General features: G+C 56.0%; 21 protein-coding genes, 6 tRNA genes and 4 other RNA genes. 8 read left to right on the forward strand and 23 right to left on the reverse strand.

Annotated features, from left to right (window positions below; genetic code table 11):
• Positions 1-2 precede the first annotated feature (2 nt).
• The 3 genes from galK (at position 3) to gpmA (ending at position 3,086) form a co-directional block, all read left to right on the forward strand.
• Positions 3-1,151, forward strand: coding sequence for a galactokinase (gene galK / locus ABEH87_RS07850; protein WP_346575465.1), 1,149 nt, complete (start codon positions 3-5; stop codon positions 1,149-1,151).
• A complete protein-coding gene (galM, locus tag ABEH87_RS07855) occupies positions 1,145-2,176 on the forward strand; it encodes a galactose-1-epimerase (protein ID WP_346575467.1) in 1,032 nt (343 codons plus the stop codon). The genes galK and galM overlap by 7 nt, the downstream gene beginning before the upstream one ends.
• A 157-nt stretch (positions 2,177-2,333) precedes the next feature.
• Positions 2,334-3,086, forward strand: coding sequence for a 2,3-diphosphoglycerate-dependent phosphoglycerate mutase (gpmA, locus tag ABEH87_RS07860; protein WP_346575469.1), 753 nt, complete (start codon positions 2,334-2,336; stop codon positions 3,084-3,086).
• A 139-nt stretch (positions 3,087-3,225) separates the two neighbouring features.
• On the opposite strand, the gene aroG is transcribed toward gpmA, so the two are convergent.
• The gene (gene aroG / locus ABEH87_RS07865) at positions 3,226-4,278 is read right to left on the reverse strand and encodes a 3-deoxy-7-phosphoheptulonate synthase AroG (RefSeq protein WP_346575471.1); all 1,053 of its coding nucleotides are present in this window, start codon (positions 4,276-4,278) and stop codon (positions 3,226-3,228) included.
• A 290-nt stretch (positions 4,279-4,568) separates the two neighbouring features.
• On the opposite strand from aroG, the gene ABEH87_RS07870 reads away from it, so the two are divergent.
• From ABEH87_RS07870 to zitB, 4 genes are all read left to right on the forward strand, one after another.
• A complete protein-coding gene (locus tag ABEH87_RS07870) occupies positions 4,569-4,904 on the forward strand; it encodes a YbgS-like family protein (RefSeq protein ID WP_346575473.1) in 336 nt (111 codons plus the stop codon).
• Between the two features lie 115 nt (positions 4,905-5,019).
• A complete protein-coding gene (locus ABEH87_RS07875) occupies positions 5,020-5,610 on the forward strand; it encodes a response regulator transcription factor (protein ID WP_346575475.1) in 591 nt (196 codons plus the stop codon).
• A complete protein-coding gene (locus tag ABEH87_RS07880) occupies positions 5,607-8,735 on the forward strand; it encodes an ATP-binding protein (RefSeq protein WP_346575477.1) in 3,129 nt (1,042 codons plus the stop codon). The genes ABEH87_RS07875 and ABEH87_RS07880 overlap by 4 nt, the downstream gene beginning before the upstream one ends.
• On the forward strand, positions 8,716-9,648 hold the full coding sequence (gene zitB / locus ABEH87_RS07885; protein ID WP_346575479.1) for a CDF family zinc transporter ZitB: 933 nt from the start codon (positions 8,716-8,718) through the stop codon (positions 9,646-9,648). The genes ABEH87_RS07880 and zitB overlap by 20 nt, the downstream gene beginning before the upstream one ends.
• A 54-nt stretch (positions 9,649-9,702) precedes the next feature.
• Here zitB and pnuC read toward each other — a convergent pair whose 3' ends face one another.
• The 3 genes from pnuC to ABEH87_RS07900 all read right to left on the reverse strand — a co-directional run bounded on the left by pnuC (position 9,703) and on the right by ABEH87_RS07900 (position 12,153).
• A complete protein-coding gene (gene pnuC, locus ABEH87_RS07890; RefSeq protein WP_346575481.1) occupies positions 9,703-10,401 on the reverse strand; it encodes a nicotinamide riboside transporter PnuC in 699 nt (232 codons plus the stop codon).
• A 27-nt stretch (positions 10,402-10,428) separates the two neighbouring features.
• Complete coding sequence (nadA, locus tag ABEH87_RS07895) at positions 10,429-11,490, reverse strand: quinolinate synthase NadA (RefSeq protein ID WP_346575483.1); 1,062 nt, start codon at positions 11,488-11,490, stop codon at positions 10,429-10,431.
• 156 nt (positions 11,491-11,646) lie between these two features.
• The gene (locus ABEH87_RS07900) at positions 11,647-12,153 is read right to left on the reverse strand and encodes a methylated-DNA--[protein]-cysteine S-methyltransferase (RefSeq protein WP_346575485.1); all 507 of its coding nucleotides are present in this window, start codon (positions 12,151-12,153) and stop codon (positions 11,647-11,649) included.
• A 167-nt stretch (positions 12,154-12,320) separates the two neighbouring features.
• Between ABEH87_RS07900 and ABEH87_RS07905 the strand changes: the two genes are divergently transcribed.
• Positions 12,321-13,778, forward strand: coding sequence for an AlkA N-terminal domain-containing protein (locus tag ABEH87_RS07905; RefSeq protein ID WP_346575487.1), 1,458 nt, complete (start codon positions 12,321-12,323; stop codon positions 13,776-13,778).
• Between the two features lie 341 nt (positions 13,779-14,119).
• On the opposite strand, the gene ABEH87_RS07910 is transcribed toward ABEH87_RS07905, so the two are convergent.
• The 19 genes from ABEH87_RS07910 to cydX form a co-directional block, all read right to left on the reverse strand.
• A non-coding RNA gene (locus tag ABEH87_RS07910) (RtT sRNA) lies at positions 14,120-14,243 on the reverse strand.
• Between the two features lie 31 nt (positions 14,244-14,274).
• Positions 14,275-14,350 (reverse strand) — tRNA-Lys (locus tag ABEH87_RS07915).
• 4 nt (positions 14,351-14,354) lie between these two features.
• Positions 14,355-14,430: transfer RNA gene (locus tag ABEH87_RS07920), tRNA-Val, on the reverse strand.
• A gap of 53 nt (positions 14,431-14,483) precedes the next feature.
• Positions 14,484-14,597: non-coding RNA, RtT sRNA (locus tag ABEH87_RS07925), on the reverse strand.
• A gap of 12 nt (positions 14,598-14,609) precedes the next feature.
• Positions 14,610-14,685, reverse strand: a tRNA-Lys gene (locus ABEH87_RS07930).
• A 38-nt stretch (positions 14,686-14,723) separates the two neighbouring features.
• Positions 14,724-14,837: non-coding RNA, RtT sRNA (locus tag ABEH87_RS07935), on the reverse strand.
• Between the two features lie 12 nt (positions 14,838-14,849).
• Positions 14,850-14,925 (reverse strand) — tRNA-Lys (locus ABEH87_RS07940).
• 4 nt (positions 14,926-14,929) lie between these two features.
• Positions 14,930-15,005, reverse strand: a tRNA-Val gene (locus ABEH87_RS07945).
• A 46-nt stretch (positions 15,006-15,051) separates the two neighbouring features.
• A non-coding RNA gene (locus ABEH87_RS07950) (RtT sRNA) lies at positions 15,052-15,165 on the reverse strand.
• A 12-nt stretch (positions 15,166-15,177) separates the two neighbouring features.
• Positions 15,178-15,253, reverse strand: a tRNA-Lys gene (locus ABEH87_RS07955).
• 164 nt (positions 15,254-15,417) lie between these two features.
• Positions 15,418-16,221: a cell division protein CpoB gene (gene cpoB / locus ABEH87_RS07960; RefSeq protein ID WP_346575489.1), complete on the reverse strand. Its 804-nt coding sequence runs from the start codon at positions 16,219-16,221 to the stop codon at positions 15,418-15,420.
• A 9-nt stretch (positions 16,222-16,230) separates the two neighbouring features.
• Complete coding sequence (pal, locus tag ABEH87_RS07965) at positions 16,231-16,749, reverse strand: peptidoglycan-associated lipoprotein Pal (RefSeq protein WP_062748485.1); 519 nt, start codon at positions 16,747-16,749, stop codon at positions 16,231-16,233.
• A 44-nt stretch (positions 16,750-16,793) separates the two neighbouring features.
• The gene (tolB, locus tag ABEH87_RS07970) at positions 16,794-18,086 is read right to left on the reverse strand and encodes a Tol-Pal system beta propeller repeat protein TolB (protein ID WP_346575491.1); all 1,293 of its coding nucleotides are present in this window, start codon (positions 18,084-18,086) and stop codon (positions 16,794-16,796) included.
• A 107-nt stretch (positions 18,087-18,193) separates the two neighbouring features.
• A complete protein-coding gene (gene tolA / locus ABEH87_RS07975) occupies positions 18,194-19,450 on the reverse strand; it encodes a cell envelope integrity protein TolA (protein WP_346575493.1) in 1,257 nt (418 codons plus the stop codon).
• 29 nt (positions 19,451-19,479) lie between these two features.
• A complete protein-coding gene (tolR, locus tag ABEH87_RS07980) occupies positions 19,480-19,908 on the reverse strand; it encodes a colicin uptake protein TolR (protein ID WP_062748479.1) in 429 nt (142 codons plus the stop codon).
• A gap of 13 nt (positions 19,909-19,921) precedes the next feature.
• Positions 19,922-20,599: a Tol-Pal system protein TolQ gene (tolQ, locus tag ABEH87_RS07985; RefSeq protein ID WP_171148735.1), complete on the reverse strand. Its 678-nt coding sequence runs from the start codon at positions 20,597-20,599 to the stop codon at positions 19,922-19,924.
• Positions 20,600-20,604: 5 nt separating this feature from the next.
• Entirely contained in the window at positions 20,605-21,009 is a 405-nt protein-coding gene (ybgC, locus tag ABEH87_RS07990) for a tol-pal system-associated acyl-CoA thioesterase (protein ID WP_346575495.1), read from the reverse strand.
• 239 nt (positions 21,010-21,248) lie between these two features.
• Positions 21,249-21,542 carry a cyd operon protein YbgE gene (gene ybgE, locus ABEH87_RS07995; RefSeq protein ID WP_346575497.1) on the reverse strand — a complete coding sequence of 98 codons (294 nt, stop codon included), beginning with the start codon at positions 21,540-21,542 and terminating at the stop codon, positions 21,249-21,251.
• Entirely contained in the window at positions 21,542-21,655 is a 114-nt protein-coding gene (gene cydX, locus ABEH87_RS08000) for a cytochrome bd-I oxidase subunit CydX (RefSeq protein ID WP_346575499.1), read from the reverse strand. The genes ybgE and cydX overlap by 1 nt, the downstream gene beginning before the upstream one ends.
• Between the last annotated feature and the right edge of the window lie 9 nt (positions 21,656-21,664).

Here is a 21,664-nt window from a genome sequence, read left to right on the forward strand (position 1 = left end):
CCATGAGCTTACAGACCACCACCCAACAGATTTTCACCACCACTTTTGGCTATGTCCCGACCCATACACTTCAGGCACCGGGTCGTGTCAATCTGATCGGCGAACATACCGACTACAACGACGGCTTTGTCCTGCCCTGCGCCATTGATTATCAGACGGTGATCGCCTGTGCGAAACGCAGCGACCGTCAGGTTCGGGTGATTGCCGCCGACTATGAGAATCAGCAGGATGTCTTCTCGCTGGACGAGGAGATCGTCAGCCACCCGGACCAGATGTGGTCAAACTATGTGCGCGGCGTGGTGAAACACCTGCTGAAGCGCGCGCCAGATTTTGGCGGCGTGGATATGGTGATCGGCGGCAACGTGCCGCAGGGCGCAGGGCTGAGCTCTTCCGCCTCGCTTGAAGTGGCGGTCGGCACCGTATTCCAGCACCTGTATGAACTGCCGCTGGACGGCGCGGCCATTGCGGTTAACGGCCAGGAAGCTGAGAACCAGTTTGTCGGCTGTAACTGCGGCATCATGGATCAGCTGATTTCGGCGCTGGGTGAAAAAGATCACGCCATGCTGCTCGACTGCCGCACCCTGAGCACGCGTCCGGTACCGATGCCGGCCGATATCGCGGTGGTGATTATCAACTCCAACTTCCGCCGCAGCCTGGTAGGCAGCGAATACAATACGCGCCGCCAGCAGTGCGAAGCCGGAGCACAGTTCTTCGGTAAAACCTCGCTGCGTGATGTGGAACTGAGCCAGTTCAACGCCCGCCAGGACGATCTCGACCCGCTGGTGGCTAAGCGTGTGCGTCATGTGCTGACAGAAAACGCCCGTACCCTTGAGGCAGCCGATGTGCTGGCGCGCGGCGACCTGGCGCGCATGGCCGTGCTGATGGCTGAGTCACACGCCTCGATGCGTGATGATTTTGAAATCACCGTACCGCCGATCGATCAGCTGGTAGAGATAGTGAAAAAGACCCTTGGCACACGCGGCGGCGTGCGTATGACCGGCGGCGGCTTCGGCGGCTGCATCGTCGCCCTGATGCCGTTTGAACTGGTCGATGAAGTGAAAGCGGCGGTCGCAGAGCAGTATGAAGCGAAGTCCGGGATTAAAGAGACGTTCTACGTCTGTAAAGCTTCAGCAGGAGCGGGCGTATGCTGACACCGAACTCTCATGCGCCTGACGGACAGCCGTGGCGTATCACCACCCTGCGCAATCGCAACGGGATGGTTGCCACGTTTATGGACTGGGGTGCCACCTGGCTTTCTGCCCGCGTTCCGATGGGGGACGGCCACGTGCGTGAAGCGCTGCTCGGCTGCGCCACGCCGTCGGACTACCTGCAACAGTCAGCTTATCTGGGGGCGACGGTCGGCCGCTATGCCAACCGTATTGCTCGCGCGCAGCTGGAGCATAACGGTCAGCACATCGCGCTCACCGCCAACCAGGGTGTTCACCAGCTGCACGGTGGCCCGGAGGGCTTCCACCACCGCCGCTGGCAGATTGTCTGCCAGAGCGACAGCGAAGTGGAATATCGCCTTGATTCACCGGACGGCGATCAGGGCTTCCCCGGCACGCTGCTGGTGACGCTGCGCTACCATCTGGACGACGACAACACGCTGTCGATTCACTACGACGCCACCGTGGACAAAGCCTGCCCGGTTAACCTGACGAACCATGCCTACTTTAACCTCGATGCCGAACACGGCGATGCGCGTCAGCACCGTTTGCAGTTAAACGCCGACCGTTATCTGCCCGTTGACAGTGAGGGCATTCCGAATGCACCACTGAAAGCAGTTGAGGGGACCAGCTTCGATTTCCGTCAGGCAAAAACGGTCGCGCAGGATTTCCTGCAGGATGAAGACCAGCGCGCGGTGAAAGGCTACGATCACGCTTATCTGCTGAACAGCACGGCAGATCGCCCTGCGGCCACGCTGTGGTCTGCTGACGGTAAATTACAGCTTAACGTTTTCACCAGCGCCCCGGCATTACAGCTTTACAGCGGGAATTATCTGGAAGGCACTCCGGCCCGCGAGCAGGGCGTCTATACTGCTTTTCAGGGGATCGCTCTGGAGAGTGAATTCTTACCCGACTCGCCTAACCATCCCGAGTGGCCGCAGCCTGACTGCTGGCTGCAGCCGGGTGAATCGTATCAGTCAGTCACCCGTTATCAACTGACGGCGGTTTGATTACGCGCATGAAAATCGCGCATCGCGACGGTTACGGGCTTACGCGCTGCGCAGAATTCAGCTATGGTAATGCACATTAAAATTGCCGTGTCGTCGCTTCCGGCAGTTTACCGGTCACCATTATCATAGAAACGTAAAGTTATTAAGGAGTTAAGCTATGGCTGTAACTAAGCTGGTTCTGGTACGTCACGGCGAAAGCCAGTGGAACAACGAAAACCGTTTCACCGGTTGGTATGACGTTGATCTGTCAGACAAAGGCCGCACCGAGGCAAAAGCCGCCGGTCAACTGCTGAAGAAAGAAGGCTTTACCTTCGATTTCGCTTACACCTCTGTGCTGAAACGTGCCATCCACACGCTGTGGAACATTCTGGACGAAGTGGACCAGGTATGGCTGCCGGTTGAAAAATCCTGGCGTCTGAACGAGCGTCACTACGGTGCGCTGCAGGGTCTGGATAAAGCAGAAACCGCACAGAAGTACGGTGACGAGCAGGTTAAGCAGTGGCGTCGTGGTTTTGCGGTCACCCCGCCAGAGCTGGATCGTGCCGATGAGCGCTTCCCTGGCCACGACCCGCGCTATGCTTCACTGAGCGCTGAGCAGCTGCCAACCACCGAAAGCCTGGCGCTGACCATCGATCGCGTTCTGCCATACTGGAATGAATCTATTCTGCCACGCATGAAAAGCGGTGAGAAAGTGATCATCGCCGCTCACGGTAACTCCCTGCGTGCGCTGGTGAAATACCTGGACAACATGAGTGAAGAAGAGATCCTCGAACTGAACATCCCTACCGGCGTACCGCTGGTGTATGAGTTCGATGAAAACTTCAAACCAGTCAAGCACTACTACCTGGGTGATGCCGACGAGATCGCAGCGAAAGCCGCGGCCGTAGCAAACCAGGGCAAGTCCAAGTAGGGGCGGACCTTCTTTTTCGGTCCGCCCGTATCGGTGCGCCCATATCGGTACACCCGATAGATAAACAGGCTGGACCCTAAAAAATCAGGGGCGACATATCCATGTCGCCCCTTCTCATTTACACGCGGCGCGCTTTTATTTATACGCGACGCGCTTTTACCGCCTCCGCCAGCTGGCGCAGAACGGTTTCGGTGTCGCTCCAGCCGATGCAGGCATCCGTTACACTCTTGCCGTAAACCAGCGGCTCGCCGCTTTCCAGACTCTGATTCCCTTCCACCAGATGACTTTCAATCATCACACCAATAATTGCGCTGTCGCCGCCCGCAATCTGCTGCGCCACGTCCGTCGACACTTCCAGCTGCTTTTTAAACTGCTTGCTGCTGTTGGCATGGCTGAAGTCGATCATAATCTGAGGATCAAGACCCGCTTTTTCCAGCCCGGCCTTCACGGCGCTGACGTGGTGAGCGCTGTAGTTAGGCTCTTTACCGCCGCGCAGAATGATGTGACAGTCCTCGTTACCGGCAGTTTCAACAATCGCTGAATGGCCGTATTTGGTGACGGACAGGAAGCAGTGCGACGCGCTGGCCGCGCCGATAGCGTCAATCGCCACCTTGATAGTACCGTCGGTGCCATTTTTAAAGCCAACCGGGCAGGACAGGCCGGACGAAAGCTCGCGGTGGACCTGAGACTCCGTGGTACGCGCACCAATGGCACCCCAGCTCATCAGGTCGGCAACATACTGTGGGGTGATCATGTCGAGGAACTCACCCGCCGCCGGCAGCCCCATATCGTTGATTTCCAGCAGCAGCTGGCGCGCGATACGCAGGCCATCATTGATCTGGAAGCTGCCGTCCATATGAGGATCGTTGATCAGCCCTTTCCAGCCAACGGTAGTGCGTGGCTTTTCGAAATAGACGCGCATCACCACTTCCAGCGAGTCTTTCAGCTCTTCACGCAGCGTCAGCAGCCGGGAAGCATACTCTTTGGCAGCCAGGGTATCGTGGATTGAGCAGGGGCCGATCACCACCAGCAGGCGGTCGTCCTGTTTTTTCAGAATTTGATGAATTGCCTGACGCGCAGAAGAGACTGTGGCAGCCGCCTTGTCCGTGGCAGGGAATTTTTCAAATAACGCAACCGGAGGTAAAAGTTCCTTTATCTCTTTGATTCTTAAGTCATCATTCTGATAATTCATAATAGTTCCAGATTATTTCATTGCCATACTGCACACCAGGCGCATCGCCTTCAATTTATCGCGACTCCCCTGCCCTGTAAATCGCCTTTCGTGAGTAATGCTCCGGGCAGATTTGATTTCCTAAAGATGCCGACTACACTTTTAAACGTTAACTCTTGAAAAAAACGCATTTACGCCACTAACGCTTACACGGTGGCAGCTATGCGAGATTTTATTTTGCCAGAAATTTATATACCTCAAACCTGGAGTTTTGGTTTGTTCGTCAGTATTCATAAAATTAACGGAGCATAATGATGAATAAGTTCGCAATGGTATTCCTGACAGCGGCAATGACTTTAGGCAGCGGTGCGGTAATGGCCGATGACAGCAGTAATGGTTCGGCTAATGCTGCCGCCAGCGCAGGTGCTGTAGCGCCGGGCTCCCATGAGAAAATTGCACCGAACAACGTCAACAACAGCAAAATTCACACTGACGGTACCGGTACACACAAAGATATGAAACACGGTAACGGTATGAGCGCGGATGAAGTCAACAAAAACGCGCAGTGTAAAGACGGTAAATGCCCGGATATCAACAGTAAAGTTGGGGCTGACGCCAATACCAAAACTGACGGTACGACTCAGTAATCCGTCAACGCGTCACATTATCGAAGGAGAGCTAATGCTCTCCTTTTTTCATTGTTATTTGCTTGAGTAACCTCATCGGCTATCCTGACTCCCCTGTTTGATTTCGGACCCTTCAATGACCACGTTGTTACTGATAGACGACCACCCCCTGGTACAGGTCGCGCTGGAAGCGGCATTACTGCACGCCCCGTTTCCGCTCAATCTGCTGTCCGCTGAAAATCAACATGATGCACTCGGCCTGTTGAGTCAGAAGAGCATTGATGTGGTTATCCTGGATATCAGCCTGCCGGATAGCGACGGCCTTCAGTTACTCAAACGCATTAAGCGTCTTTACCCTGAGCTTCCGGTGGTGATCTACTCGGCTCAGGAAGAGCGCGTCTGGCCGCGTCTGGCAGAAGCCGCGGGAGCGGCGGGATACGTGGCGAAGCGTCAGCCGCTTAACCAGCTGCTGTCAGCCGTGCTGGCCGTGCTCGGCGGTCAGCGTGCCTTTCCGCCACGCCAGCCCGACGAGATGCCTGCAGACCCCCTCACCGCAAAAGAGTTGCAGATTCTGGCTCTGCTGGCGCGTGGGCAGTCCAACCTGCAAATAGCCGACCAGCTTAATATCAGTAACAAAACCGTCAGCACGCATAAAAAAAACATTATGGAAAAAACCGGAGCACAATCGGTGGTGGAGCTGGCACAGCTGTGGCAGTCCCGCCAGTGATCAGAGGATTTCTGCTGCTGATTCTGCTGCTGTGCGCGGGCAGCGCCAGCCCCAGCCTGCGCCCGATCAGCAGTATTGCTTTACCGCAGGAGATGATGCCGCTGCTGACGGCGGCGGGTTCAGGCGAGAAAACCCTGCGCGTCGGCGTTCTGCGCGACGGCAGTTCCCCCTGGAGTATGGTGGTCGGTAACGATCTGTATGGGATTAATGCAGATTATCTGGTGGCGTTACAGCAGACCAGCGGCCTGCATTTCAGTGTAGAGGGCTATACCCGCCTGCCAGAGATGTTTCAGGCGTTGCAGCAGGGACAGGTCGATGTGCTGTTCGGCGTACCCGAACAGCCCCTTCCTGCGGGGCTCAGCGCCACTCAGCCCTGGTTCAGCAGCCCGCTACGCATCTACCGCAACCGCAACAATCTGCGCCCGGTGATGTTTAACTCTGCCGGCGCCCGCATCAGCGTCAGCCGGGAGACGCTGACGCGGGTGAATCCCGATTTTGCCCGTCAGCACCAGTGGCGCATTGTAGACAGTGATTTACAGGCGCTTTCCGGGTTGCTCAATCAGCACAGCGATTATGTGGTGGCAAATGAAACCAGCGCCGGTTTCCTGCTGGGCCAGCTCCAGCAGGGAGAAATTTATCAGCTCTCCTCTGCGCTGAATCCCGGTGTCATACAGCTACAGGCCGTCAGCGGTGACCCGGCACTCACCCGGCTGCTGGATAATGCCATTCATCAGCTACCGATGGAGGTAGTTAACGGCATTCAGGGCCGCTGGAGCAGTGCGTTACCGCGCTATCAGGACAGCAATACCGCGCGCCTGACGCCGATGGAGCGTAGCTGGATTGCCCGGCACCCGACGATCGCCTATGCAGCCATCAGTGATGACTACCCCTGGAGCTACCGCAATGCCAGCGGCCAGCCTGCGGGTTATAGCGTCGATCTGCTTAACAGCATCGGCCAGATGACCGGACTGCGTTTTCAGCCTTACTGGGTCAGTAATGCACAGCAGGCAGGTGCTCTGGTGAGTCAGGGCCGCGCGCTGATCCAGCTCACTCTGCCGCTGACCGGTAATGATGCCATGCTGACCAATACACAACCCGTGTGGCGCGCACTCTGGGGCGTCTATCTGCGTACTTCGGCTGTTGGCATCAGCAGCTGGCAGGATCTCAGCGGTAAGCGCATCGGCATAAAGCGCGGCGATATTGCCGCACGCCTGCTACCGGCCGGCAGCCAGACTCAGGTTTTCGATGATACCACCAGTCTGTATGACGCGCTGGCCAGCGGTCAGATTGATGCCCTGGTCGATAATGTGCTGTCGGCGCGCTGGCGCATTCAGAGCCGCTATGCCAGTACGATACAGCTGGGCTTTACCGCCAGCGATACCGCCTGGCCGATCACCCTCGGCATTGCCCCTGACCAGCCGCTGCTTCGTGCGCTGCTGAATAACAGCCTGCAACAGATCCCGACGGAGAGCTGGCAGCGACTGCGGGAAAACTGGAGCAGTACGCCGGAAAGCTTTAATGATGGTCATCAGGGGGAGATGCGGCCGATTTCACTGTTCGTGCTGGTGGCCGCGCTGTTTGCCATAGCCTTCCTGCTGATCCTGCTGTTCAGACGTTATCTGGAACAGCGACGTGAACGGCGGGAGCGGCTGCTTCTGGAGCAGGAGCGTGAAGTCGCCCAGCGGGAAAACCGGATGAAAAGCCAGTTTCTGGCGACCGTCAGCCACGAATTACGTACGCCAATGCAGGCCGTGCTGGGACTGCTGGAGCTGGAAGTGGCACAGCAGCCACAGCGCCATAATTTGTCACTGATCCACAGCAGCGCCGCGGGTCTGCTGACACTGCTTAACGACCTGCAGGATCACGCCAGGGTTGAGAGCAACAGCTTCAGTCTGGCACCGCGACCGCTGGAGCCGGAAAGCTGGCTGAAGCGCATGGAAGTTTTTTATCATCCGCTGATGCGTCGCAGCGGTCCGCAGCTGCGGGTCAGCGCGCTGTCATCGCTACCTGCCTGGGTGCTGATTGACGGTGAACGCCTGCAGCAGATCGCCAACAACCTGATCGGTAATGCGATTAAGTTCACCTCTCAGGGGGAGATCCACCTGACACTCACCGCCCTGGACGACCCGGCCCGGCTCTGTTTGCGGGTGACGGATACTGGCAGCGGGATCCCTTTGGCAGAGCAGCAGCGGCTGTTTGAGCCCTGGTATCAGACCCCCTCCGGCCGCCAGCTTTCGGTTCAGGGCAGTGGGCTGGGCCTGTCTATCTGCCGTGAGATTGTCAGCCGCATGGGGGGGACGATCGACCTGACTTCAGCCCCCGGCGAGGGAACCTGCGTCAGCGTCACGCTGCCGTGGCAGATTATCAGCTCCCCGCAGCTCAGCGCGTCGCCGGAACGGCCCCAGGCGGCGACGGTCAGCCATTTACGAACGGCTATTGTCGATGATCACCCTACTAACCTGCTGGTTATGCAGCAGCAGCTGGCGCACTGCGGCGTTCAGGCGGAGACCTTCTCCGACGGTCGCGAGCTGCTGCATGCAGTCAGGCATCGCCAGTGGGATTTACTGTTCATCGACTTCAGCATGCCGCACCCGGATGGCCTGACTCTGGCAAAAATTCTGCGCCGCAGTGAACGCGGTCAGCCACATCGTACGCGCATTGTGCTGTGCTCCGCCGATGCGCAAATCCTCAACCATCCGCAGGCACAGCAGGTTGCTGACCATCTGCTGTTAAAGCCGGTTTCGCTCAGCGATATTGCAGGCCTGTTGCAGGCGGATGCCCCGGCTCCCTTTGCCGACCTGTCACAGCGCCTGCAGCAGCTGGCGCATCATGATTCGCACTATTTCCAGCGCCTGTGTCAGACGCTGAGTGACACGCTGAAGCGGGACGCTCAGGCGCTGATTGAGGCGGCAGCGGCGGCAGACTGGCCGGTTTTAGAGAAAGCAGCCCACCGCATGAAAGGCAGCTGGCTGCTGCTGGGATACCAGGAGGGTGAAGTTTTGTGTCAGCAGATTATCACTGCGGCACAAACTCATCAGGATGCTAAATCTGCGCTAAATTTATTGATATCCTTAAGCAATAAGTTATTAACTCAAATGGATTCTTATGGCTCACACCCACGGTGATACCGACACTAATCGTTCACGTCTGCTGGCCGCTTTTGCGGTTACGGCTATTTTTATGGTGGCGGAGGTGGCAGGTGGGCTGATCTCCGGCTCGCTGGCGCTACTGGCCGATGCCGGGCACATGCTCACCGATGCGGCTGCGCTCCTGCTGGCGCTGCTGGCAACCCAGTTCTCCCGACGTAAACCGACCGCTCAGCACTCCTTTGGCCTGTTGCGTTTAACCACGCTGGCCGCATTTGTCAATGCTATCGCCCTGCTGGCGATCACCGTGCTGATTGTCTGGGAAGCGCTGGAACGTTTCTGGCAGCCGCAGCCGGTTGCCGGGGGCATGATGCTGATTATTGCTGTTGGCGGGCTGCTGGCAAACCTGCTGTCGTTCTGGCTGCTGCGCAGCGGCAGTGAAGAGAAGAACCTGAATGTGCGCGCTGCCGCCCTGCACGTGCTGGGCGACCTGCTCGGATCCGTCGGAGCCATCATTGCCGCCGTCATCATTCTGCTGACGGGCTGGACCCCCGTTGATCCGATTCTGTCGATTCTGGTGTCCGTACTGGTATTGCGCAGTGGCTGGTCGCTGATGAAAGAGAGCGTGCGTGAGTTGCTGGAAGGTGCCCCACAGCATATCGACGTGGTGAAACTACAGCGGGCGCTGGTGCGCAGCATCCCCGAGGTGCGTAATATCCATCATGTGCATTTATGGCAGGTGGGAGAAAAACCGGTGATGACCCTGCACGTTCACGTTGTGCCGCCGCACGATCATGATGCACTGCTGCACCGCATTCACCACTATCTGCATCAGCATTATCAGATTGAACATGCGACGGTACAGATGGAGTATCAGCGCTGTGAGGCCGATGACTGTGATGAGCACTGGATCCGGGGCAGCGGGAGCGCACACCCGCATCACCACCACTGACACGGTACAGGGGCGACCGCTTTTTGCGCTCGCCCCCTGGCTGAAAAACACCAATCAACGCTGGCGGGCGCTTTTAATCCACAACCACGAGCCATTCAGCGCGATCAGCGTTAACAGCGCATATTCCAGCGCCATCGCATAGACGCCCTGACGGGCGAAAATCATTACGCTAATCACGTTGATGACCACCCACAGCAGCCAGTTCTCCACGTATTTACGCGTCATCAGCACCATCGCTGCAATCGACAACACCATCATGCACGAGTCCCAGAACGGGAAGGCATCCGGCTGCAGCTGCGGCATCACCACGTTCAGGCCCAGATTCTGCATCAGTGAAACGGCAATCTGCGTCAGGAAGGCAAACACCGGATCGATATAGCGTGTCATCAGGGCAATCGCCACGATGATGGCCGCCCCCCAGCCGAGCAGCTTAGGCAGCGGCAGCCAGCGGATTTTTAATGCCTGCTGGTTATCACTGGTCTGTCGGCTCCACGCATACCAGCCGTAAATATTGGCGACAAAGAAAAACAGCTGCAACAGCAGGCTGGCGTACAGCTGGATCTGGAAGAAGATGACCGCAAACAGCGTCACATTCAGCAGGCCAAACGCGTAGTTGACGATCTTCTCCAGGCTGGCGAGCCAGATACAGAGCAGGCCGGCAACGGTCCCAATCGCTTCAATCCAGGAGAGATCGTAACCTCCGGCACCGAGCGGAATATGAACCAGAATATTCGAGGTACTGAAAAAATCCATAGGGCGAAATCCTTCAATTTTTACAGGTTACATATTGCCTTTGATCTTCAGTTTAAGATCTGCCGCAAAGGTTAGCATACGATTCAAAGGGATCAATGCGGCCTGACGCAGCGTCTCATCGACAAGGATTTGATGATCGATCCCGCCGTGCTCCAGAGCATCGGCGATCGCTTTAAGACCGTTCATCGCCATCCACGGGCAGTGCGCACAGCTGCGACAGGAGGCCCCTTCACCTGCCGTGGGGGCTTCCAGCAGCTCTTTATCAGGACAGGCCTGCTGCATCTTGTAAAAAATACCGCGATCGGTGGCAACGATCATCTGTCTGTGGGGCAGGGTCTGTGCGGCATGGATCAGCTGACTGGTCGAACCGACGGCATCGGCCAGGTCCACTATCGCCTGCGGTGACTCCGGATGGACCAGCACTGCCGCCTGTGGGTAAAGCAGCTTCATACGCTGCAGCGCCTGAGTTTTAAACTCGTCGTGGACAATGCAGGCAGCCTGCCAGCAGATCACATCCGCGCCGGTTTTGCGCGTGACGTACTGACCAAGATGACGGTCCGGTGCCCAGATGATTTTCTCACCCAGGCTGTCGAGGTGTTCAATCAGCTCCACGGCAATACTGGACGTCACTACCCAGTCTGCGCGCGCCTTCACCGCCGCCGAGGTATTAGCGTACACCACCACGGTGCGGTCGGGATGGGCATCGCAAAACTGGCTGAATTCTTCGATAGGGCACCCCAGGTCGAGTGAACACTCTGCCTGAAGCGTCGGCATCAGAATGGTTTTTTCCGGGCTGAGGATGCTGGCCGTTTCCCCCATAAAGCGCACCCCGGCGACCAGCAGCGTGGAGGCAGAATGCTGGCTACCGAAGCGTGCCATCTCCAGCGAATCAGATACACAGCCGCCCGTCTCTTCTGCCAGCGCCTGAATTTCCGGGTCGGTGTAATAATGCGCCACCATCACCGCATCACGCTCTTTCAGCAGGCGTTTGATTTTTTCACGGTAATACTGCTTCTCATCTGTCGTTAAGCGGGCCGGTTTGGCTGGGAACGGATAAACGGCAGCTTCGGGATCAAACATCAGGCTCATCAGGCGACTCTCGTTTCTTTAACTTAACCGGATTAACGCAGAAGGCCCCTGTGGTGCCAACTCTGCGGCTGGTTTGTTTTATATGCTAAACACGATAGCCGAAAAATGAACCGATGTCGCCGGATTTTTACTTTTCACTCCGGGATATCACGCCGGTTAAAACAGTGGCGCTTCCGCCCACAGCTGGCCGCCCTCAAGCCGCAGTAGAAAGGCTTTGGTTTCCAGCCCGCCGGCGAATCCTGTCAGCTTACCGTTAGCCCCAATCACCCGGTGACAGGGGGCGATAATCGAAATGGGATTACGGCCATTTGCTGCACCGACCGCGCGCACCGCCGCCGGGCTGCCAACCTGGCGAGCGATCTCGCCATAGCTGCGCGTCTCGCCAAAGGGAATGGTGACCAGCGCGGCCCAGACCCGGCGCTGAAAATCGGTGCCAATAAAGTCGAGCGTAAGATCGAACCGCTGCCGCTGTCCGGCAAAATACTCGCGCAGCTGCTTTTCGGTTTCCAGCAGCGTTGCATTATCCGCGTCTTCTTGCTGCGGCAGGAAGCGTACGCGTTTAGGATCGTCATTTTCCCACAGCACCGCCGCCAGACCGCGCTCCGTTGCGACCAGTTTCAGTTCCCCCACCGGGGTCTGTATCATTTTGAACCAGAAAGCCATCTTCCCTCTCCTTGCCTGATCTTTTCAGCCCTGATTATGCGCATTCTGCCGGACAGCGCTGGCCGTTTTCGGACACCGGGTTAATATAGTTTGATGGCCGAAAATGGCGAGTGCAATCTGTGCCGACACGCTAACCTGGTGTGATTCACGTTCGACAGGACAATATCATGATCGACCCCACCTCTGCTTACCGCGCCCTCACCTCGCGCGATGCACGTTTCGACGGCGTATTTTACGTTGGTGTGACCTCAACCGGTATCTATTGTCGCCCGGTTTGCCCGGTGAAACCGCCGCGCGCCGAGAACTGCCTGTTTTTCGCCAGTGCGGAGGCGGCAGAAAAAGCGGCATTCCGCCCCTGCCTGCGCTGCCGGCCAGAGCTGGCTCCCGGTCTTGCCCCGGTCGATAGCAGCCAGCGGATCGCCGACCGTCTGATGCAGCGAATTGATGAAGGACTGATTGAGCAGGTGGATACGCTGGAAGAGATTGCCGCACAGTTCCAACTGAGTCTGCGCCAGCTCCGTCGGATCGTGCAGAAAGAACTGGGTGTCTCCCCGCAGGAACTGCGTCAGACGCGACGACTGCTGCTGGCAAAACAGCTGCTGAGCGAAACCCGCTTGCCCGTCACGCAGATTGCCTTTGCCAGTGGATTTGCCAGCCTGCGCCGTTTCAACGCCGCGTTCAGCAGCCAGTATCGTATGTCTCCTTCGCGCCTGCGTAAGCACGCTGACCTGGCAGAAGAGGCTATATGCGCCAGTGATACCTCGACGCTGCAGTTGAGCTATCGCCCCCCTTACGACTGGCAGGCCATGCTGGCCTTTCTGAGGCTGCGCGCACTGACGGGCGTGGAACACGTCGATGATACCAGTTATGCCCGTACCGTGCGTCTGGGGACGCACAGCGGCTGGATTAGAGTGACTCAGCGGGGTGCAAAGAATGCGCTGCAGGTGGAATTTACCCACTCACTCAGCCCGGTACTGCCGGCCCTGCTGCGTCGGCTGAGAAATCTTTTCGATTTAAGCGCACGACCGGACCTGATTGCTCAGCACCTCGTCCTGGATCCTCTCCTGTTTGCCTCCGTGCAGGCCCATCCCGGACTTCGGGTTCCCGGCGCTTTTGACGGTTTCGAGATGGCTGTACGCGCTATCCTCGGCCAGCAGATCACCGTAAAGGCAGCCGCCACGCTAGGCAGTCGTTTTGCCAGTGCGCTGGGCGAGAAAATCACTACGCCCTTTCCTGAGCTGACGCATCTCTCCCCGCTGCCAACCAGAGTCGCGTTGTGTACGGTTGATGATATTGCCAGCCTGGGTATCGTCAGTGCGCGTACCCGCTGCATTCTGGCACTGGCAGCCAGCTGCGCCGGGGGAGAGTTGCAGCTGGACGCCGCCAGCCAGCCGGAGCAGACCATCCCCGCTCTGCTGGCTCTGCCAGGCATTGGCGACTGGACGGCACAATATCTGGCCATGCGCGCGCTGCGCTGGCCGGATGCATTTCCGTCGGGGGATGTCGTGGTGCGTAATAATCTGGGGGGCATCAGCGCGAAGCAGGCGGAGATCCGTTCGCAGATGTGGAGCCCGTGGCGCAGTTATGCGGTGATGCATATCTGGCACAGCGGCAAGCTGGTGTGACAGGAAAAAAACCGGGACGACCGGAAAAATGGTCTTCATTACATTTGATGCACATCATCGGCACGGGACGACCGGAAAAAATGGTCTTCATTACATTTGGTGCACATCATCGGCACGGGACGACCGGAAAAAATGGTCGTCATTACATTTGGTGCACATCATCGGCACGGGACGACCGGAAAAATGGCCTTCATTACATTTGGTGCACATCATCGGCACGGGACGACCGGAAAAAATGGTCGTCCCCTACATGGATCTGATGTAGGGGCTGACCTTCTTTTTCGGTCAGCCCGCCCAAATTACAGATAGCAAAAAGGCGCCTTTAGGGCGCCTTCTTACATTGGTGGGTCGTGCAGGATGACTCGGCTTCGCCTCGCCCTTCGGGCCGTTGCTGACGCAACGTTGTCTCACGTCGTTCGACCCGAACCTGCGGCAGGTTCGAACCCCGCCCGATTGACGCATAGCAAAAAGGCGCCTTTAGGGCGCCTTTCTACATTGGTGGGTCGTGCAGGATTCGAACCTGCGACCAATTGATTAAAAGTCAACTGCTCTACCAACTGAGCTAACGACCCGATATGGTGGGTGATGACGGGCTCGAACCGCCGACCCCCTCCGTGTAAAGGAGATGCTCTACCAACTGAGCTAATCACCCATATCGTCACTTCAAAGCACGGTTTACACCGCTTACTGCTTACCGCTTAATAGTGGTGGGTCGTGCAGGATGACTTCGCCCTTCGGGCCGTTGCTCGCGCAACGTTGTCTCGCTTTCGCTCGACTCGAACCTTTTACGGTTCTCATCCTTCACGGTTTACACCGCTTACTGCTTAATAGTGGTGGGTCGTGCAGGATTCGAACCTGCGACCAATTGATTAAAAGTCAACTGCTCTACCAACTGAGCTAACGACCCGCAATGCGGTCAATCTTTACTCTGCTATTTCTTTGAAGTGGTGGGTCGTGCAGGATGACTTCGCCCTTCGGGCCGTTGCTTGCGCAACGTTGTCTCGCTTTCGCTCGACTCGAACCTTTTACGGTTCTCATCCTTCACGGTTTGCACCGCTTACAGCTTTGAAGTGGTGGGTCGTGCAGGATTCGAACCTGCGACCAATTGATTAAAAGTCAACTGCTCTACCAACTGAGCTAACGACCCGATATGGTGGGTGATGACGGGCTCGAACCGCCGACCCCCTCCGTGTAAAGGAGATGCTCTACCAACTGAGCTAATCACCCATATCGTAACTTCAAAGCACGGTTTACACCGCTTACTGCTTAATAGTGGTGGGTCGTGCAGGATGACTTCGCCCTTCGGGCCGTTGCTCGCGCAACGTTGTCTCGCTTTCGCTCGACTCGAACCTTTTACGGTTCTCATCCTTCACGGTTTACACCGCTCACTGCTTAATAGTGGTGGGTCGTGCAGGATTCGAACCTGCGACCAATTGATTAAAAGTCAACTGCTCTACCAACTGAGCTAACGACCCACTTTTGTGCTGCTGGCGTCTCTTAACATATCCCCCGGCAACGGCGGCATATATTACTGATTTGAATTTCCAGCGCAACCACTATTTCAGGATAAGTCGTTCAACTGCTTAGCTTTCACGCGGTAAGACCAGAATTCAGGCGAAAAAGACTCAAATCACACCGATTAAAGTGCGGCAGAGCGCTTCTGTGCCTGTTTAGCAGCGTCACTGTTAGGATACAGTTTTATTACCTGTTGATAGACCGCTTTGGCTTTCGCCTTGTCGCCCTTTTCCTGCATGATCACCCCAACCTTCAGCAACGCATCCGCGCTCTTCGGAGATTTAGGGTAATTTTTGACCACAGTGGCAAAATAGTACGCCGCGTCGTCTTTTTTGCCTTTGTTGTAATTCAACTGCCCGAGCCAGTAGTTCGCATTAGGCTGGAACGTTGAATCCGGGTATTTCTTCACAAAAGCCTGAAACGCAGCGATCGCCTGATCGTACTGTTTTTTCTCCAGTACCAGCGCCACTGCCGCATTGTAGTCGGTATTTGCATCGCCACTTTGGGTTGGGGCAGCAGCGGCAGCTGGCGCTGCCGCTGCATTGCTGCCATCAGAGGACGTTTCGGCTGCTGCCGCACCCGCACCTGAGGCCGCTGCGGCACCGGCATTCGCACCGCCGCTGCTCAACGCATCAATCTGCTGATAAAGTCCCTTCTGACGCTCCACAACCTGATTCAGCTGATAGCTATTTTCCTGGATTTGACCACGTAACTGGTCAATATCGTTTTGGTTTGCGGAAAGTTGCTGCTGAAGCTGCTGGAGGAGTTGCGCCTGAGCATTAGAAATACGCTCAAGAGTCGTGACACGGTCTTCAACCGAGCCGGAGCCAACGTTACTGATTGTTGCCTGGGCATTAGCGGCCCAGGGGGCCGCTACGCCAACCAGTAACGACAGACTCAACAGGTGAGTTCTGAAGCTACTAATCATGTGATTCTCTTAGTAAACCAGTACTGCACGACGGTTTTTAGCATACGCTGATTCGTCATGACCCAGTACGGCAGGTTTTTCTTTACCGTAAGATACGATAGAGATCTGGTCAGCTGAAACGCCTTTACCCTGCAGGTACATTTTAACAGCTGAAGCACGACGTTCGCCCAGGGCGATGTTGTACTCAGGTGTACCGCGCTCATCCGCATGACCTTCAACAGTCACTTTGTATGATGGGTTGCTACGCAGGAAGTTAGCGTGCGCATCCAGCATCTGAGCGAAGTCAGAAGCGATGTCATACTTGTCCAGACCGAAGTAAACGATGTTGTTTTTCTGCAGTTCTTGCATCTGCAGACGTGCCTGCTCGTCAGAAGACATGTTACCGCTGTTCATGCCGCTGTTAGAACCGTCACCCATGCCCATACCGTTGGTCTGGTCATTGTTGTTGTTCTTGTGAGAGCTACATGCAGCCACTGCGATTACTGGCAGTGCCAGCATTAAGCCTTTCAGCACTTTGTTCAGTTGCATTATTTAATTCCTATTATAGTTTGCCATACATATTTACACATGCATCACAGATACGGCGACCAGGCAGGAAATTTGACCTGTCCATCGGTTGCCGGAAGACGCGCTTTGAAACGCCCATCCGTCGAAACCAACTGCAATACGGATCCCATACCCTGAGTAGAGCTGTAGATTACCATTGTGCCGTTAGGTGCGAGACTTGGCGTCTCATCCAGGAACGTGTCCGTTAATTGTTGAACGGCTCCCGTTACCAGATCTTGTCGGGCGACGTGTTGAGCGCCACCGTTGGTGCTGATCATCACCATTGATTTGCCATCAGAGCTAACGTCGGCGTCCTGGTTCTGAGAACCTTCCCAGGTAATACGCTGGGCAGTACCGCCGCTGGCGCTAACTTTGTAGATTTGAGGACGGCCAGCCTGGTCGGAGGTATACGCCAGGCTCTGGCTGTCCGGGAACCAGGTCGGTTCAGTGCTGTTGTAACGACCATCGGTCACCTGGCTGATCTGGCCAGAACCCAGGTTCATCACGTACAGGTTCAGGCTTCCGGTCTTGGATAACGCAAACGCCAGTTTGCTGCCATCAGGAGAGAAGGCCGGTGCGCCATTATGACGTGGGAACGAAGCCACCTGTCTGATGGCACCATTAGCCAGCGTTTGGATAACCAGAGCAGACTTACCGCTTTCAAACGTCACATAGGCCACTTTGCTGCCGTCTGGAGACCAGGCTGGCGACATCAGAGGTTCTGGTGAACGGTGAACCACGAACTGGTTGTAACCATCGTAATCAGACACGCGCAGTTCATATGGGAACTGGCCGCCGTTAGTCTGTACCACGTAAGCAATACGGGTACGGAATGCGCCCTTAATGCCGGTCAGTTTTTCGAAGCTTTCGTCACTGGCCGTATGCGCCGCATAGCGCAACCACTGTTTGGTCACTTTAAACTGATTCTGCGCCAGCACAGCCCCTGGATTACCGGAGGTATCAACCAGCTGGTAAGAGACCATGTAGCTGCCGTCAGCACCAGGCTGAACCTGGCCAACGACCACGGCATCAATACCCAGCGCGGTCCATGCAGCAGGCTGCACTTCTGCAGCAGAGGTTGGCTGCTGTGGTAAACGTGAACGATCGATCGGGTTAAACTTACCGCTGTTACGTAAATCGGCAGCAACAATGCCACCAATATCTTCTGGCGCTGCACCCGGCCCATCCCACTTAAACGGCACAACGCCGATAGGACGCGCGGTATTCACACCCTGAGTAATTTCAATGCGAACTTCTGCATGCGCAACCGCGACAAACAGCATTAAAAAACTCAGCGCTACACGAAATGCCTGCTTCATTGTTTCTCCCTTATCCGGGCGTAGCACCCACGATAATTAGCCTTATCAACAAACCTAAGAGTACGACATGAGTACCATAGTTCAACATGCCGCCAGTTAGCGAATTCTTACGGTTTAAATTCGACTGTCGCTTCTTTTACCGCCTGCCAGACATCCTGACTCGGTGGTTTTGGGATCTTCGCCGTGCGAGCCGCGTTGATCGCCGCCTGACACAGTGCTTCATCACCACCGGCTGGGGTCGCTGAAATCAACAACCCGTCCGGTGCCAGTTTGATGCGAACATCACAGGTTTTACCCGCAAAGGTATCCGCATCGTAAAACTTACTTTGAATAGCACCTTTAACCTGGCCGAGGTAGCTGTCAATCGCCGCACCAGATGCGCCTGATTTCTTCTGGTTACCCTGCCCTGCTGCGCCACCGCCGCCGGCCGCTTTACCTGACTTCGGTGCATTTTTCCCTGAGGTCAAATCGCCCAGCAAGTCGCCGACATCACCCGATTCTTTCGCGGCTTCTGCGGCGGCTTTTTTCTTGGCTGCCGCATCTGCTTTGGCTTTTGCTGCGGCATCGGCTTTCGCTTTTGCAGCAGCGTCAGCTTTTTCTTTAGCGGCCGCTGCGGCTTTTTCCTTCGCCTCTTCCGCCGCTTTTTCTTTTGCCTCGGCGGCAGCCTGTGCTTTGGCTTCCTGAGCGGCTTTAGCGTCCGCTGCGGCTTTTGCTTTGGCATCAGCGGTTGCTTTAGCTTTGGCATCCGCTGCGGCTTTCACTTTCGCTGCTTCGGCGGCAGCCTGTTTAGCTTCTGCTTCCGCTTCTTTTTTTGCATCAGCGGCGGCTTTTTTTGCCTCTTCTGCGGCTTTCTTCTGGGCGTCAGCAGCGGACTTCGCCTGGGCGTCGGCCTGGGCTTTGGCATCGGCTTTGGCTTTCGCCGCCGCCGCTTCTGCCTGCTTCTGCTCCTGCTGAGCCTGTTTCGCAGCATCAGCAGCCTGTTTTTGCTCGGCAGCCTGATCGGCGGCCTGCTGCTTAGCTTCTTCCTGCGCTTCCAGGCGTTCTTTCTCGATCTGTTTCAGTCGTTGCTGCTCGGCAGCCTGCTTCTGCTGCAACTCTTCAGCCTGCTGTTTCGCCTGCTTCTGACGTTGCTGCTCCGCCCGTTTGCTGTCGCTCTGCTGATTTTGCTGACGATTGTATTGTTCTACGACCGCGCCAGGATCGACCATCACGGCATCTATATCGCTACCGCCACCGCCGCCGCTGGCGTCGATGTTTTCGTCAAACGAACTCCATATCAGCACCGCCACCAGAATAATGTGGAAGATAACTGATATTGTTATGGCTCGTTTTAACTTTTCGTCTTGCTCGGTTGCCTTCGACACTCTCGGTTCCCAAAAACGGTTCGAATGAATTAAATCGGCTGCGTCATTAATCCGACAGACTTCACGCCTGCCTGATGCAGCAAGTTCAGCGCCTTGATGATTTCCTCGTAAGGAACCTCTTTGGCTCCACCAATCAGGAACACCGTTTTCGGGTTGGCCGTAATGCGACGCTGCGCTTCGGCAACCACCTGTTCCGCTGGCAACTGCTCCATCCGATCGTGATCGACCACCAGGCTGTACTGCCCGACACCGGCAACTTCAACAATCACAGGAGGATTATCATCGCTGGAGACGGTTTTAGAATCTGTAGCGTCCGGGAGATCGACTTCCACGCTCTGGGTGATGATCGGGGCCGTTGCCATGAAAATCAGCAACAGCACCAGCAGCACGTCCAGCAACGGAACGATATTGATCTCGGACTTAACGTCGCGGCGACCGCGACCACGCCTTCTGGCCATGCTAACCTCCGACTTACTTGCTTACGTCGCTTGAGAACGCCTGACGATGCAGGATAGCCGTGAACTCTTCCATGAAGTTGTCGTAGTTCTGCTCCAGCTTGTTCACGCGCTGGGTCAGGCGGTTATAGGCCATAACCGCAGGGATAGCCGCGAACAGACCGATTGCGGTTGCAATCAGTGCTTCAGCAATACCCGGTGCCACCATTTGCAGGGTGGCCTGCTTCACCGCGCCCAGCGCGATAAAGGCATGCATGATCCCCCACACCGTACCAAACAGCCCAATGTAGGGGCTGATAGAACCGACGGTACCAAGGAAAGGTATATGGTTTTCCAGCGCTTCCAGCTCACGGTTCATGGAAATACGCATGGCACGCGTCGCCCCTTCCACTACCGCTTCCGGTGCATGGTTGTTCGCACGGTGCAGGCGGGCAAACTCTTTAAAGCCCGCATAGAAAATCTGCTCAGATCCGCCCAGTTCATCACGGCGGGCCTGGCTTTCCTGATAAAGGCGAGACAGTTCGATACCGGACCAGAACTTATCTTCGAAGGCATCCGCATCACGCGTGGCCGCATTCAAAATACGGGTACGCTGAATGATTACGGCCCAGGAGGCGATAGAAAATCCGATCAAAATCAACATGATAAGTTTGACCAGAAGGCTAGCCTTCAGGAACAAATCAAGAATGTTCATGTCAGTCACTGCTTGAACTCCGCGACAATAGACTTGGGAAGCGCTATCGGCTTCATTAGATGTGGATTGATGCAGGCGATCAGGACCTCTGCTTCATTGAGCACACGGCCTTCTGCATTAACGATGCGTTGCGCAAATGTCATGGTCGCTCTGGTCATGCCAATAACCTCGCTTTGCACGTCGAGCATATCATCGAGACGCGCAGCAGCAAGGTAATCCAGCGTGATACGACGCACGACAAAAGCCACCTGCTGTTCCAGCAGAGCCTGTTGGTTAAAATGGTGCTGACGCAACATTTCAGTCCGTGCCCGTTCATAAAAAGCGACATAACTGGCGTGGTAAACCACCCCACCGGCATCTGTGTCTTCGTAATAGACGCGAACCGGCCATCGAAACAGCGTTGTACTCACTCTACATCCCGGTAATGCTACAGGAAAACGTTGCTACTATACGCAAGACCTACTGCATTGGGAATGGGTTGTCAGAGGCTGATGAAAATAATTATCGAACGGTAACAACTTCACTAATTTCAGCACATTTGTTAGACAATCATTGACAAAAACGCAGCTAAAAATAGATTCAGAGGTCTTAAAAAGCCAGGTGGGGAGATGGAGTAAACGGGAGGCCAGGTGAACCCGCCTCCCGCGTTTTACATAAAGAAGAAAATGACGCCACTGAGCGCTATCAACAAGGCCGGGAGCGGAGAGAAAAAACCGCGCCAGCGAAGACGACGTGGACGGAATCCGACACCGTGAATCACCCCGGTACAGACTGCCCACATCAGCAGCAGTCCCTGCCAGATAGCCAGCTCACTGCTGTTGGCTGCAAAACGCGACGGGTTCCAGAACATGCACCCCGCCAGCACTAATGCGGCCACCAGGGAAAGAGCCCGCAGCAGGCTCTTGTCCATGAGTTGATAGAGACGAGCGATGCCCTCCCCCATTACAGTTTCTCTTTACTCACAGCCGACGCTTCAGCCTGCTCTAACGCCAGCGCCGTAATGATACCGAAGGCACAGGCCAGCAGGGTGCCGAGGATCCAGGCAAAATACCACATGTTGTCGCT

This window comes from Erwinia sp. Eh17-17 (assembly GCF_039675725.1).
GTDB lineage: Bacteria > Pseudomonadota > Gammaproteobacteria > Enterobacterales > Enterobacteriaceae > Erwinia.